14 protein-coding genes are annotated in these 14,089 nt (G+C 67.0%); 3 read left to right on the top strand and 11 right to left on the bottom strand.

What is annotated here, in order from left to right:
- Positions 1–12 precede the first annotated feature (12 nt).
- The gene (locus DWG20_RS05790; protein ID WP_115432920.1) at positions 13–2,091 is read right to left on the bottom strand and encodes a methyl-accepting chemotaxis protein; all 2,079 of its coding nucleotides are present in this window, start codon (positions 2,089–2,091) and stop codon (positions 13–15) included.
- Between the two features lie 296 nt (positions 2,092–2,387).
- On the opposite strand from DWG20_RS05790, the gene DWG20_RS05785 reads away from it, so the two are divergent.
- Entirely contained in the window at positions 2,388–2,963 is a 576-nt protein-coding gene (locus tag DWG20_RS05785) for a BPSL1445 family SYLF domain-containing lipoprotein (RefSeq protein WP_115432919.1), read from the top strand.
- Positions 2,964–3,016: 53 nt separating this feature from the next.
- Here the strand turns inward: DWG20_RS05785 and DWG20_RS16105 are convergent, their stop codons facing one another.
- The 3 genes from DWG20_RS16105 to DWG20_RS05770 all read right to left on the bottom strand — a co-directional run bounded on the left by DWG20_RS16105 (position 3,017) and on the right by DWG20_RS05770 (position 6,488).
- Positions 3,017–4,756 carry a methyl-accepting chemotaxis protein gene (locus DWG20_RS16105; protein ID WP_181880979.1) on the bottom strand — a complete coding sequence of 580 codons (1,740 nt, stop codon included), beginning with the start codon at positions 4,754–4,756 and terminating at the stop codon, positions 3,017–3,019.
- A gap of 192 nt (positions 4,757–4,948) precedes the next feature.
- Entirely contained in the window at positions 4,949–5,557 is a 609-nt protein-coding gene (gstA, locus tag DWG20_RS05775) for a glutathione transferase GstA (protein ID WP_115432917.1), read from the bottom strand.
- 121 nt (positions 5,558–5,678) lie between these two features.
- The gene (locus tag DWG20_RS05770) at positions 5,679–6,488 is read right to left on the bottom strand and encodes a mechanosensitive ion channel family protein (RefSeq protein WP_115432916.1); all 810 of its coding nucleotides are present in this window, start codon (positions 6,486–6,488) and stop codon (positions 5,679–5,681) included.
- A gap of 203 nt (positions 6,489–6,691) precedes the next feature.
- Here DWG20_RS05770 and DWG20_RS05765 point away from each other — a divergent pair, with 203 nt between their 5' ends.
- Positions 6,692–7,099, top strand: coding sequence for a 5'/3'-nucleotidase SurE (locus tag DWG20_RS05765; protein WP_115432915.1), 408 nt, complete (start codon positions 6,692–6,694; stop codon positions 7,097–7,099).
- 74 nt (positions 7,100–7,173) lie between these two features.
- Here the strand turns inward: DWG20_RS05765 and DWG20_RS05760 are convergent, their stop codons facing one another.
- The gene (locus DWG20_RS05760) at positions 7,174–8,397 is read right to left on the bottom strand and encodes a cyanate transporter (RefSeq protein WP_115432914.1); all 1,224 of its coding nucleotides are present in this window, start codon (positions 8,395–8,397) and stop codon (positions 7,174–7,176) included.
- Entirely contained in the window at positions 8,390–8,854 is a 465-nt protein-coding gene (locus tag DWG20_RS05755) for a nucleoside deaminase (protein WP_115432913.1), read from the bottom strand. Before DWG20_RS05755 ends, DWG20_RS05760 begins: the two co-directional genes overlap by 8 nt.
- Positions 8,855–8,978: 124 nt before the next feature.
- Between DWG20_RS05755 and DWG20_RS05750 the strand changes: the two genes are divergently transcribed.
- Entirely contained in the window at positions 8,979–9,851 is an 873-nt protein-coding gene (locus DWG20_RS05750) for a LysR family transcriptional regulator (RefSeq protein ID WP_115432912.1), read from the top strand.
- A 23-nt stretch (positions 9,852–9,874) separates the two neighbouring features.
- Here the strand turns inward: DWG20_RS05750 and DWG20_RS05745 are convergent, their stop codons facing one another.
- From DWG20_RS05745 to DWG20_RS05725, 5 genes are all read right to left on the bottom strand, one after another.
- Entirely contained in the window at positions 9,875–10,150 is a 276-nt protein-coding gene (locus tag DWG20_RS05745) for a VF530 family protein (protein ID WP_115432911.1), read from the bottom strand.
- Between the two features lie 97 nt (positions 10,151–10,247).
- Positions 10,248–10,634 carry a YkgJ family cysteine cluster protein gene (locus DWG20_RS05740; protein ID WP_245944780.1) on the bottom strand — a complete coding sequence of 129 codons (387 nt, stop codon included), beginning with the start codon at positions 10,632–10,634 and terminating at the stop codon, positions 10,248–10,250.
- A 97-nt stretch (positions 10,635–10,731) separates the two neighbouring features.
- The gene (locus DWG20_RS05735) at positions 10,732–12,708 is read right to left on the bottom strand and encodes a peptidase U32 family protein (protein ID WP_115432910.1); all 1,977 of its coding nucleotides are present in this window, start codon (positions 12,706–12,708) and stop codon (positions 10,732–10,734) included.
- A gap of 167 nt (positions 12,709–12,875) precedes the next feature.
- Positions 12,876–13,406 (bottom strand): REP-associated tyrosine transposase, encoded by a 531-nt coding sequence (locus tag DWG20_RS05730; protein WP_115432909.1) that lies wholly within the window; start codon positions 13,404–13,406, stop codon positions 12,876–12,878.
- Positions 13,407–13,519: 113 nt separating this feature from the next.
- The gene (locus tag DWG20_RS05725) at positions 13,520–13,969 is read right to left on the bottom strand and encodes a GNAT family N-acetyltransferase (protein ID WP_115432908.1); all 450 of its coding nucleotides are present in this window, start codon (positions 13,967–13,969) and stop codon (positions 13,520–13,522) included.
- Positions 13,970–14,089 lie beyond the last annotated feature (120 nt).

The following is a 14,089-nucleotide window of genomic DNA, read 5'->3' as shown; positions in this document are numbered from 1 at the left end:
CGGCGCCGCGCATCACAGCCTGAAGTTGCCGACCAGCCTTTCGAGCTTGGCCGAGAGCTGGGTCAGCTCGGCGACCGCGGCGGCGACCTCGGCTACCGTCTCGCCGTTCGCCTGCGCCATGCCGCTGATGCGTTCGACGTTCTGCGCGATCTCGACGCTGGCTGACGACTGCTCGCGCGTCGATGCGGCGATGTCGACCATGCGCGTGACCAGGTCGCCGGTGCGTTCGCGCACATGCTGCATCGTGCCGTTCGCCTCGCGCGCGACCTCGACGCTGTCGCTCATCAGGCGGCTGGTGCGCTGCACCTCGAGCACCGCCTCGTTCGTGTCCTGACCGATCGCGGTGACGATGCCCGAGATCTTCACCGTCGCCTCGGCGGTGCGCGCCGCCAGGTTCCTGACCTCGTCGGCGACGACCGCGAAACCGCGGCCCTGCTCGCCGGCGCGCGCCGCCTCGATCGACGCGTTCAGCGCCAACAGATTGGTCTGTTCGGCGATGTCCTTGATCACCTGCACGATGCCGGTCACCTGTTCCGAACGTTGGCCGAGCCCGTTCATCCGCCCGGCCAGGCCGTGCATCGTGTCGTTGATGCGGCCGATATCGGCGGTCACGCGCTCGACGACGCGCACGCTGTCGTCGGACAGCTTGCCGGTGTCGCGCGCCATTTGTTCGGCCTGGCCGGCGGTGTCGGCGATATGTTGCACGCTGACCGTCACCTGTTCGACGCCGGCGGCGGTCGCGCTGGCGGCGTCGGACTGCTGCGCCGACGCGACGCGCACCTCGTCGGCCGAAGCGGCGAGCTGCGCGGCGGCGCGCGAAACGGCGGCGCTCTGTTCGCGCACGTCTGCGAACATCGCGTGCAGACTGGCGATGAAGCGGTTGAACGCGTCGGCGGTGCGGCCGATCTCGTCGCGGTTGGCGACCTCGATGCGCGCGGTCAGGTCGCCCTGGCCCGACGCGAGGCCTTCCATCGTGTCGGCCAGATGGTTCAGCGGCCGCGTCAGCACGCGTACGACGGCGAACAGCGCGGCGAGGATCAGCGCCAGCGCGACGATGCCGATGGCGATCGCGCTATTGCGCACTTCTACCGCGGCGGCGGTGATCGCCGCGTCGGGAACGCTGACACCTAAGGACCAGAACTGGCCGGTGTCGCCGATCGCGATCGGCGTGAAGAAGTGGGTGAAGCCGCCGTCCTGGAACACGAAGGGCTTGCCGGCCTTCAGTTTGTCGAGATGACCGGCCAGCGCGCCGTCCTTGGCGACCGGCTTGCCGAGCGTCGACGCATCGGGGTTGACCACGTAGAGGCCGCCGGCCGACACCAGCTGGACGAAGCCGGTGTCGTACGGGCGGATCACGCCTAGGCGTTTCTGCAGGTCCTCGAGCGACAGGTCGGCCGCGGCGAGGCCGGCGAAACGGCCGGACGCGTCGCGGATCGCGACCGCGAGCGAGCTCTCGAGCAGCATCTTGCCCTGCACCTCGTACGGGAACGGCTCGGTGATCGTGTCGCGGTTGCGCGCCTTGGGCGTGTAGTAGAAGTCGCCCCAGCCCGGCTTCTCGTAGTCGGGCTGGTAGGCCTCTGGGTTCGCGCGGTAAGCCTCGAATTGGGCGACGCGATCTTTCGACATCATCACGTCGGCGGTCGCGCGGCCGGCTTGGTTCTTGGTCGCGTAGATGTTGTAACGGCCGGTCGGGTCCTGCTTGGGCCAGTCGAGGCGGTAAGCGTCGTCGCGGCCGTCGAACGCGTCAGGCTCCCACAACGTCCACAAGCCGACCACCTGCGGCGAGTTGTCGAGCAATTTTAGCGTCAGCGCATCGGCCAGCTTGCGGTCGGCGCTGCCGGCGCCCCGCAGCCCTTGCAGCACCTGCGCCAGGTGCTTGGGCAGTTCCATCGCGCGGTTGATGTCGCCGGCGACCTGATGGCCGTAACCTTCGGCCAAGTTTTTCGCCTGTTTGTAGCCGGCCTCGTGCGCGCGCTCGTAGCTCATCTTCACGATCAGCCCGATCATCGCCGCGAAACCGACGAACACCGCGCCCGCCGCCACGACGGTGATGCGCGTGCTCAACCTTCCCCACTTCTGAGTCCCAACCATAACTTCCCCTTCGCTTGCTGTTTTTATGTGTGACGCAGCGGCACACTCTGGCACCACTCAAGGGCGGCGGCAAGCGAGGGACATCACCGGATGGCCGGCACCGCCGACGGGGCGGGCGGCGGCAATATCGATGCGCCGGCGGCGGGATTTGCGCGCAAGACGCCGATTCTTGAAAAGCACTGAGCCGTCGGTCAATACTGTTTGGGCTACACACGGCATGACGATTGACGAATTTCTGCGCTTTTTTCAGAGATTCGTTGTGAATTGACCTGGATTGCACTTTTCGGGAAAGGTTGATGATGAAGAGAACAACAATAGTCGCCGCGCTGATCGGCGCTTTATTCGTGGCGGGGTGTACGACCACCGCCAGCCAGCAGACGACAAGCAGCACGAGCATGAGCAAGCGCCAGACGATTGATGCGGGCGTCGACGAGACGCTGACCAAACTCTACCGCGAAGCGAAAGGCTCGCGCGAACTGGTCGCGAAGGCCAAGGGCGTGCTGGTCTTCCCGTCCGTCCTCGCCGCCGGCCTGGTGATCGGCGGAGAATACGGCGAAGGTGCGCTGCGCGAAGGCGCCAAGTCGACGGGATACTACCAAACCGCCTCCGGCTCGATCGGACTTCAGGCCGGAGCCCAATCCAAGGCGGTCATCCTGGTCTTTATGACGCAGGAGGCACTCGATAAATTCCGCAACAGCAGCGGCTGGACGGCAGGCGTCGACGCCAACGTCGCGCTGATCAAGGTCGGTGCTGACGGTTCGATCGATACCAAGACGGCCCAGGCCGACGTGGCGGGATTCGTCCTGACCAATACCGGGCTGATGTTCAACGTTTCCCTGCAGGGAACCAAGATCTCGCGGCTCGATATCTAGCTTGTCCCGAAACGCAAAACGCCCCGCGACGCGGGGCGTTTTACCGGGCGGGCTCAGGCCAGCTTGAAGCGGGCCACCGCCTCGTGCAGGCCGTGGGCGACGGCATTGAGGGTGTCGACGTTGTCGTCGATGCTGCGTACCCCCTGGTCGCTGCGCTCGGACAGGCCGACGATATGCTCGACGTTGCGGGCGATCTCGCTGCCGGCCGCCTTCTGTTCGACCAGCGCGAGGGTGATGCCCTGCACCAGCGTCAGGACGTCGGCGCTTTGCCGCTGGATGCCCTGCAGCCGCTCTTCCACCTGGCCGGACAGCACGTTGCCGGCCTCCACCTCGACCACCGCCTGCTCCATCTTGGCCGCCGACAGCTGCACGCCGCTCTGGATCGCCTGCACCATCTCGGTGATCTCGCGGGTCGACACCTCGGTGCGCTCGGCCAACCTGCGCACCTCGTCGGCGACGACCGCGAAACCGCGGCCCTGCTCGCCGGCGCGCGCCGCTTCGATCGCCGCGTTCAGCGCCAACAGGCTGGTCTGATCGGCCACGTCGCGGATCGTATCGACGATGGCCGAGATCTTCTCCGACTCGCGCCCCAGCGCGCGCACGTTTTCCGCCGACTCCAGCACCACCTCGCGCACCTGGTGGATCTTCTGCGCCACGCCGGAAACCTGCGCCGCACCGTCGCTGACGTCGGCCTGCGCCTGGCCGGTCAAGCGTTCGACGTTTTCCGCCGAACCGGCCATTTCCGCCACCCCCACCGCCAGCTCTTCGACCGCGGCGGCGATTTCGGTGGTCGATTGCGCCTGCTGCGCGCAGCCTTCGGCCACCAGCGAGGACAGCGTCTTCAGGTTGCCGCCGGTTTCCCTTAGTTGATCGCTGCCGCGGCGGATGCCGCCGATCATGCCGGCCAGTTCGGCCTGCATGTGCGCCAGCACGCCGAGCACGCTGTTGGGGCGCTTCGTCCGGATCTCGCCGTCGAGGCGACCGGCGGCAATTTCGCGCAGCTGCTCGGACACGGCCTGCGGCTCGTCGCCGAGGATGGTCATCAGCTTCCGGTAGGCGAACATGAGGCTGAGCGCCAGGGTCAGCGCGGTCAGCACGATCAGGCCGACCACCACTTGCATCCAGAATGCCTGGTGCGCCTGCGCCGCGGCGACCTGTGCGGCGGTGCGCTCGGAGAGCAGCGCGAAGAAGGCGTCGAGCGGGCGCAGGATCTCCGCCTTGGTGCGGTGATAGCCGGCGTCGTGCAGGATGCGCTGCGCCAACGCCAGGTCCGGCTCGCCGGTGCGGGTGAAACCGCCTTTTCCGTCGTCGAAGCGGCCCTTGACCGCGTTCAGCGCGACGGTTTCGGTTTTCACCAGCGCGTCCGACCGGGCCTGCGCGTCGCGCAGCTTGGCGAACTCCGCCTCGGTGACGCCGGCGCGTTCGAGCAGGGTCTGCAAGGACACCGTTTCGCCGTCAGGGCGCGGCTTGGCCTCGCCGGCCGCGATGAAGTCCCAGTAGATCCGCTCGTAGCCCTCGGGACGCGGCTTCTTGCCGTCGCGGATCGCCAGTACGTCCAGATACTGCTGCTCGTAGCGCGCGTCGCCGGTCACCGCGTAGGTGCGCGCCATGCGGGTCAGCTCGTCCGAGCTCTGGCGCAATTCGTCGGCGAGCAGATAACTGTGGTAACGGCTTTGCTCGGCCAGCTCGAGCTCGGTGGCGGCCTCATTCAGTTGCAGCGCCGTCAGGCCGAGCGCCGTCATCAGCGCCACGCCGCCCGCCGTCAAGACGGTAAATATTCCGCGCAAAGTCATCTTTCCCCCCCGGCCCTTGGCCACGTGACGATCATGTCTGCCGTTATAGCTCAAAAATTCCATTTACATAACACACTAATAATAATAAACGTTTTTCATATTTGTATCTTGACAAGCCGGATGACGGGCCGCCGGCGCGCGGCAATGAAAACGCCCCGCAAAGCGGGGCGTCACGATGACCAGAACGGCGGTTCAGGCGAGACCTTCGTCCTTCAGCGCCTGCACGACCGCCGGCCGCGCGGCGACGCGCGCCATATAGGCCTTGAGGCCCGGCCAGGGGTCGAGCGACAGCTTGTGGTAGCCGGTCCAGTTGAGGATGGTGAACAGGTAGCCGTCGGCGACGCTGAACGGGCCCATCAGGTAGTCCTTGCCGGCCAGTTGCTGTTCGACCCAGGCAAAACGCTGCGACAGCCGCGCCCACGCCGCGTCCTTCTGTTCCTGCGGCGTGGCCGGGCTCCAGAACGGGCCGAAACCCTTGTGGATCTCGGCCGAGATGAAGTTCAGCCATTCCTGCAGCCGGTAGCGCTCAATGGTGCCGGCCGGCGGTGCCAGGTGTTTTTCCGGCGCGCGGTCGGCGACGTACTGCACGACCACCGCAGCCTCGGTCAGCACCTCGCCGTTGTCGAGCGCGAGCGCCGGCACGTAGCCCTTGGGGTTGATCGTCGCGTAGTCGTTACCGCTTTCGGTGGTGTGCGGCTGCGCACGCAGATCGACGCGCTCGGTGTCGAAAGGCAGACCGGATTCGATGAGCGCGATGTGCGGCGAAAGCGAGCAGGCACCCGGTGCGTAATACAGTTTCATAGCGTTTCTCCTTGCTGACGACGTTTCAGTGTAGACGGCGCAGCCGCAGCGGGGCCCGGCCCGTATCCCGAGCCGGTCGCAAAAGGCTCGGCCAACCTTCAAAGCTTGGCCGAGCCTCGCCTCAGACGGCTTGCTGGCGCACCACCATCGCCTGCTCGGGCGCCGGGAAGCCGGCGCGGCCGAGTTCCTCGCGGATCAGCCTGTTGGTGTCGAAGTAGACCTGCCAGTAGTGGTCGGGGTGGCAGTACGGGCGTACCGCCAGCACCGGGCCGAGCGGCGTGAATTCGAGCAGCGCGACATCGGGCGCCGGGCTGGCGAGCACGTTGGGCACTGCCTTCAGCCTATCGGCCAGCAGCCCTATCGCGCCGGCGTGGTCGGCGCTGTTCGCCAGCTGCGCCTTCAGGTCGACGCGGCGCACCGGGTTGGCCGAGAAGTTCTGGATGTTGTCGGAGAACAGCTTGTTGTTGCCGACGATGGTGCGCACGTTGTCCGGCGTGTTGATCACCGTCGCGAACAGGCCGATCTCGACCACCTGGCCGGTCACGCCGGCGGCGCTGATGACATCGCCGACCTTGAACGGGCGCAGCGTGATCAGGAACAGCCCGGCGGCGAAGTTGGCGAGCAAGCCGCTCCACGCCAGGCCGACGGCGACGCCGGCGGCGGCGATCAGCGCGGCGAAGGTCGTCGTCTCGACGCCGAAGAAGCCGAGGATGGCGACGATCAGCACGATGGTCAGCGTGACCGACAGGAAGGAATGCGCGTAGCGGCGCAGCGTCGGGTCGAGCCCGCGTTTTTCCAGCTGCACATCGAGCAGCCGCGTCGCGAGCCCGATCAGCCAGCGGCCGACCAGCCACAGCACGATCGCGGCGACGAGGTTGAGGCCGACCTGGATCGCGACGTCGGTCCAGTGGCTCCAGTTGATACCGTTCATGGCGAAATCCCTTTCACATATCCAAAAAGCATACTTCTTGACGATAGCCGGACGCCCGGCAAAGCGCCACCCTGTTTGCGTTGTTTTGTGATGTAAATGGTGCTTATGTCATTTTTACTTCATCGATCTGTCGCGCGACCGTTCAAATAGCTTCATACAAAGACAATATCCTCGTGCGGCCATCCAACCTGCGATAGAAAAACATGAACGCCAGGCACGCCCTCCTCTGCCTGCCGCTGTTGGCCGCGCTCGGCCAGCCCGCGCACGCCTTGAACATCCTGCTGTGCAACGACGACGGCTTCACCGCCGCCAACCTCCGCGCGCTGCAATCGAGGCTTAAGACCGCCGGCCACAACGTGATCGTGTCCAGCCCGGTCGACAACCAGTCCGGCAAGGGCGGTTCGATGGACTTCCTGAAAGCCGTCCCGGCGGTGAACAGCGCCGAGCGCGCGGTCGCCAAGGGCACGCTGACCGACGGCGCCACCGGCGTCGGCGCCGACGACGGCAGCTACGACGGCCTGGCGCTCGTGCCGGCCGGCAACGCCGTGCCGGCGAAGCTGCGCCTGGTCGCCGGCAACGGCAGCCGCATCGTCGACGTGTACGCGTTCTGATCTTCACCGCGCCAACGCAAAACGGCAGCCTCACGGCTGCCGTTTTTGTTTGACCGAGCCTGCCCGGCCCCGCCTCACACGCCTTCCATGCTGCGCCGGTAGCTCGCCGGCGAAAACACGTAGGTCAGCGCGGCCATCGCCGCCACCACGCCGAGGTGGATAGACCAGCCGGTGGTGAAGCTGCCGCCGGTGTCGCACAGCCAGCCGATCAGCCACGGGCCGCTCGCCGCGATCAGAAAGCCCGCGCCCTGCACGAACGCCGCCAAGGCGCCTGCGCCTTGCGCACCGGGCAGGTGGTCGAGGCTGACGATCAGGCTCAGCGAGAAGAAACCACCGAGGCCGAAACCCGCCAGCGCCACCCACAGCCACGGCGCGGCGTAAGGCGCGAAAGCCAGGCCGGCGAAACCCGCACCCTGCAGCGCCATCGCCAGCCACAACGCGCCGCGGCGGTCGGCGCTCCTGCGGGCGAGCATCGGCAACGCGAACGCCGCCGTCGCCTGGAACAGCGCCATCCACGCGAGCAGGTTGCCCGACGCCTGCAGGCTCAGCCCCTCTTGCCGGTAGAACGACGGCAGCCACGCGACCAGGCTCGAGTAGCCGCTGTTGGCCAGGCCGAAGTAGGCCGCCAGCTGCCACGCGCGCCGATTGCGGAAAAAGCGCATCACCGACACCGGGACGGGGCCGCCGACGGCGACCGGCAAGGCGACTGGCGCGCGTATCAGCCACAGGACGAGCGCGAAGAGCGCCATCGGCGACCACACCGCCAGCCCGAGCCGCCAGCCGCCGTGCGAGGCCAGCCAGGGGCTCGCCAGCGCACCGAGCGCGCCGCCGCCGACCAGCGCCGCCGAATAGAGCCCCATCGCCAGCGTCACGCGCTCGGGAAACCAGCGCTTGGCGACGCCCGGCATCAAGGCCTGGATCGCCGCGACCCCGGTGCCGGCGACGCCCGCTCCGGCGATCAGCCCGGCCGCGTCGCCGACCCACGCGCGCGACGCGCAGCCGAGAGCCAGCAGCGCCAGCGCCGCCATGAGTGCACGCGTCTCGCCGAAGCGCCGCGCGATCCCGATCCCGGCGAAGGCGAGCACGCCCATCAGCACGAAGGGCAGCGTCGTCAGTACCGCGGCGGTTTGATAGCCGAGGCCGGTGTCGGCGCGCACCATCTCGAGCACCGGGCCGACCGAGGTCAGGAAGGGCCGCAGATTCAGCCCCACCAGCACCAGCAGGGCCAGCGCGGCGAGCGACACCTCGCCCGTGCGCGGGGCTTCGACGGCGACGCAGCCCGCTCCGGTCTCAGCCATGACACGTCTCCTGCCAGCGGCGGTACAGGTGCGGCTCGGGCAACGGCAAGGCCACCGGCACCAGCGGCATCGGCTGCTTGGCGAAGGGTTGGCCGAGCACCTGGTAGAGCGGCGCGGTCGGCAGGCCGTAGGCGGCGCCGTCCTCCTCGCCGTAGGCGTAGTAGACCGCCTCGACGCCGGCCTGGTACATCGCCGCCAGGCACATCGCGCACGGAAAACCGCTGGCGTACATCTGCGAGCCGGACAGGTCGGGCGTGCCGAGACGGCGGCTGGCGGCGCGGATCGCCTCGATCTCGGAATGGCTGGTCGGGTCGTGGCTGGCGTCGATGCCGTTGACGCCGGTGGCGATCAACAGCCCGTCCTTCACCAGCACCGCGCCGAACGGCTGGCCGCCGGCGTCGACGTTGGCTTCGGCCAGCCGCAGCGCTTCCTGCAAATAGGCTTCGTGCATCGTCATCGTCGCTCCTCGCGCGCAATCTGGGTTCAATGAAGACGGCCGCATCGCGGCCCTGCCGGAAGTCTAAGAGCGCGCGCTATCATTCAGAAATGAAATGTCCAACTAATCACCAGTGGAAAAACCAATGACGACGACGCTGATCGATCCCTTGCTGCTGAAGAGCTTCGTCGCGGTGGTGGAGAGCGGCAGCTTCACGCGCGCCGGCGAGCGCGTGCACCTGAGCCAGTCGACCGTAAGCCAGCAGCTCAGGCGGCTCGAGGAACAGCTCGGCTGCCAGCTGGTCGACCGCGGCGGCCGCTACGTGGTCGCCACCGACGACGGCGAGCGCCTGCTCGGCTACGCGCGCCGTCTCTTGGGCCTGATGGACGAGGCGGTCGAACAGTTGCGCGAGGGCCACGCCGAAGGCGAGGTGCGCATCGGCGTGCCGGAAGACTTCGCGTCCGATGCGCTGACGCCGGCGCTGGCCGCGTTCGCGCGCGCGCACCCGGCGATCCGGCTCGAGGTCACCAGCGGCCTCAGCAACACGCTGTGGCGGCAATTCTGCTCGGGCGACTACGACCTGGTACTGGTCAAGCAGCGCCCGGGGCACGCGCCGGGCCACGCCGTCTGGCCCGAGCCGCTGGCGTGGCTGGACAGCCTCGCCGAACCGACGCACGAGCGCGACCCGCTACCGCTGGTGGCGTTTCCGCCGGGCGGGCTGTACCGCGACGAAATGATCCACTCGCTCGAGAGCGTCGGCCGGCGCTGGCGCATCGGCTACAGCAGCGCGAGCCTCGCCAGCATCCGTTCGGCGGTCGCCGACGGGCTCGGCGTCAGCGTGCTGCCGTCGAGGCTCGCGCTGCCGGGACATAGGCGGCTGGGGGCCGACGAGGGCTTCGCCGACCTGCCGGCGCTGGAGCTTGCGCTGCACCTGCGCGCCGACGTGCCGCGCCGCGTGATCGAGCTGGCCGAAAGGCTTAAGACGCTGTGCGCCGAGGCGACCGGCCACGCGGGCTGACGCGTTCAAGCTTGGCCGAGCGCTCAGCCGCGCTCCGGCGGCTTCGGCTTGGCAAACAGCTTGGTCGGCGGTCGGGCCTTCGCGTCGTCCTGCTTGAAGCGGATATACAGGTCCTCGACCTGCTGGCGCGCCCACGGCGTGCGGCGCAGGAAGGTCAGGCTCGACTTGATGCTCGGGTCGTGCGTGAAGCAGCGGATCGCGATGCGTTGACCGAGCGTCGGCCAGCCGTAGGCGGCCACCAGCTCGGTGAGCATCTTCTCCAGCGTCACGCCGTGCAGGGGGTTGTTGACTTGGCTCATGGCGGGAATGGCATTCGTAAGGGCCGACAGTTTACCGCGGCCGGCGTCCGCTTATAGGCCGGCCGAGCCTGACGGTGTCGGGGGTCGGCCGCCACAGTCAGCGGCGCTGCGGGGTCGGCGTAAAGGCGCAGTAACCGGGCTTGGGGCCGATCTGCGGATGATTGCGACAGGTATCCGGACGCTGCTCATAGACCGTGCACAAGCGGCTCTTGGCATCCAGATACAGGCAGTCGCCATTGATGCGCTGCGCCAGGGTGAAGCGCCCGCTCTTGAAGTTGAAATGCTGGACGATACCGTCCTTCATCAAGCGCTTGGCAACCGACTTGATCGGCTCACCCAGTTCGAACTCGTCGGCAATACCGAGACGGATCAGATCGCTCAGTTTCACTTCCACCGGCATGGTACAGCAGGCGCTCACGCAGTCGCGGCACATGCCGGACTTGTAGCGGCTCCAGGTGTCCAGATTATTGATATCGGCGTACACGGCGGTTTCCTGCGAATTAGGGGGAATCAATCGAGCGGCCCCGCCCGTGAACTCGACCCAGCTCGGGGCAAGCTTGGCCGAGCTCGGAGGCGGTGGCTTACTGCGGCCGCTGCTTGAAGAAGGTGATAGGCGCGCTCGCAGGCAGCGCCGACGGCGGCGGCGACGCGAGGATGTGCTTCTTCATCGTGCCCATCACGTGCATCTCGCACGGCTTGCAGTCGAACTTCAGCGTGTAGGTCTCGTTGCCGGTCTTCAGCGTCATCGGCTCGGCGCGCACCTGGCCCATCACGCCCTTCACGCCCTTGGCCTGCTTAGGACACAAGTTGTACGAGAAGCGCAGGCAGTGCTTGGTGATCATCAGGCTGACCTCGCCCTCCTCCTGGTGCGCCTCGTAGGCGGCGTCGATCACCTCTACACCGTGCTTCTTGTAGAACTGCCAAGCCAGGCTGTTATAGACGTTTGCGAGGTAGGAGAGCGTCGTCTCCGGGTAGGCGACCGGCGGCTCTACCGGGGCCTTGCGCGGCTGGCGCGGCCACGCTTTGATACGCACGGCTTCGAGTTGCTCGACCGCGTCGCGGCGCAGCGCGTTGATCGCGGACGCCGGCACGAACCACGCTTGCTGCAGATTCAGGCTCACGTCGTGCGCGAAGAACATCGTGTTGCCGAGCTTGGCGAGGCTGTCGGCGAGACCCGCCTGTGCTTTCGCCGCGTCGCGCGCCGGCTCGAGAACAAGGTTGGCCGAGGCCGTCGCGGTACAGCCGTCTTCGTCGGTGATCGTAAGTATCAGGCCATCGGCGTGATCGGCGAGGCTCAGCCACACGCCGACGCGGCGCTCGGCCGACTTCTTGAGCAAACCGAGCTCCCACGCGTGGTCACGGTTGCGGTTGATCGTCGCGCCGACCTTGAGCCCGGACAGCGCCTCGCGCGCGTCGTTAGGCCACACGCGCCAGACGTCGCCGTCCTCGCCTCGGCCAACCTTCTCCACCGTATTGGCCTGCACGCCGACCACTTCGCGCTTGCGCATGGTGTTGAGGCCGTCGCCGTTGGCGAGCGTCTCCGGCGTTTCCAGTTCGAGCCAGTCTTGCCCGACGCGCGTGACGTGGCCGATCGGCACGCCGACGAACTTCGGCGAATCGAACGCGCCGATGTCCTCCTTGCGGCCGGTCGCGAAGTAGTCGGTGCTGCCGCGGTTGAAGGTCTTGTCCGGGTTCGGGCTGAAGTAGATCTCGCTCGTGCCGCTGGAAGCGCGCGCCAGCTCCGGGCGCGTTTCGAGGATCTCGTCGAGCAGCAGCCGGTAGTGCGCGGTGATGTTCTTGACGTAGCTGACGTCCTTGTAGCGCCCCTCGATCTTGAACGAGCGCACGCCGGCGTCGATCAGCGCTTCCATGTTCGCCGTCTGGTTGTTGTCCTTCATCGACAGCAGATGCTTGTCGAACGCCACCACGCCGCCCGAGGCGTCGGTAAGCGTGTACGGCAGGCGACAGGCCTGCGAGCAGTCGCCGCGGTTGGCGCTGCGGCCGTTGTCGGCGTGGCTGATGTAGCACTGGCCGGAGAAGGCGACGCACAGCGCGCCGTGGATGAAGTATTCGATCGTGGCATCGGTGCCGACCGCGTCGTGGACCTTCCTGATCTGCGGGATGGTCAGCTCGCGCGCGAGCACGATCTGCGAGAAACCGGCATCGGACAGGAATCGCCCTTTCTCGGCGGTGCGGATGTCGCACTGCGTCGACGCGTGCAGCTGGATAGGCGGCAGGTCCATCTCGAGAATGCCCATATCCTGAATGATCAGCGCGTCGACGCCGGCGTCGTACAGTTGCCAGATCAGCTTGCGCGCCGGCTCGAGCTCGGCGTCGTGCAGGATGGTGTTCAGCGTGGTGAAGATGCGCGCGTGGTAGCGGTGCGCGAACTTCACCAGTTTGGCGATCTCGCTGACCTCGTTGCACGCGTTGTGCCGCGCGCCGAAGCTCGGCCCGCCGATATAGACCGCGTCCGCCCCGTGCAGAATCGCCTCGCGGCCGATCTCGACGGTCTTGGCGGGCGACAACAATTCAAGCTGGTGAGCGGGCAGGCTCATGCGAAGTCCTCAGGCGTGCGGGATGGAACAAAGCGCGGAAGTATAGCGGGATCAGTGGCTTAGTTGGATACGTAGGGTGCAGAGAGTAGGGTGCAATAAGCGCAGCGCATTGCACCGAAGGAAGCAAGTAGGGTGGCAATAAGGCGCAGCCGCATTGCACCATCCGATCAATCCTCGCCATCCACCCGCCCTTCCAAGCCACCGCCCCAATCCACTGGATACACGCCCCGCTCCACCCAGTGGTGAAACGTCGAGTACGGCCAATCGGCCACGCGCGACACCAGGCCATGTTTCACCGGGTTGATATGGGCGTAATCGAGGTGGGCGCGGTAATCCGCCTCGTCGCGGATCAGGTGTTCCCAGTAGCGGCGTTGCCAGATACCGCGCTCGCCGCGCCGCCGGCGTGACGCCGACCGCCCTTCTCCCCGGGGCATCATCCGGGAAAAGCCGGCCTTGATGAGAAACCAGCGGGTGGCGAAATCGCTGTCGCCGGCAGGCAGTTCGATCACGCAATGCAAGTGGTCCGGCAGCACCACCCAACCATGGATATGAAAGGGATGGCGTTGGCGGACGTCGCGCACCGCCTGCCGCAACACGTCGATATGGCGGACGAGCAGGTCGTTGTCGTGGCGGCACAGCAAATTGACGGTGAAGAAATAGGTCCCACCGGGATGCCAGAGGCGGCGGTAATCCGGCATGAGGGTTCTCTGTATGGGCTTATTAGGCGGTGCAATTCGCTTTGCTCATTGCGCCCTACTCAAGAGAAAAATCATGCGTCATTAAGCGATAACCAAGAACGGCCGATACGCCCTCAGCCGCCTAGCGCCAGCCGCATCACGAGCCGCGGCTCGCCTTCGCCGAAATAGTCGGCCTCCTCGCCGACCGCCTCGAAACCGAGCGTCTTGTACAGCGCGACCGCGCCGGCGTTGCCCGGGTCGACGGTCAGTTGCACCGCCGTCGCGCCGCGCGCGCGCATCGCGGCGATCAGCGCCGCGCTCAAGGCGCGGCCGACGCCCTGGCCGCGGCAGCGTTCGCGCACCGCCAGCGACACGATCCACAGCACGCCGGCCTCCTCGCTCGTCGCGCCGACGATGTAGCCGTCGAGTTCGCCGTCGCCGCCGTCGGCGACGAGGAACAGCCCGCGCCACAGGTCGAACGCCTGGCGGAAGAAGAAGTCGGGGTAGACGTGGCTGCCGAACACCGCCTGCTCGACGGCGAACACCGCCGGCAGGTCGGCGAGGAGCGGGTGACGGATGGGCATGATGTGGCGCTGGCGACGGGGAAACCGGCAGTCTGGCGCAAAGGCGGGACGGCGCACAATGCGTGTTGGCGCGGCCCGACGCGGTTCGAAAAACCTGCGCCGCGCCCGCGACAGGTCGCT

The sequence above is a fragment of the Crenobacter cavernae genome, from assembly GCF_003355495.1.
GTDB lineage: Bacteria > Pseudomonadota > Gammaproteobacteria > Burkholderiales > Chromobacteriaceae > Crenobacter > Crenobacter cavernae.
The sequence above is the reverse complement of the archived record's forward strand: the minus strand, read 5'-3'. Positions and strand labels throughout refer to the sequence as shown.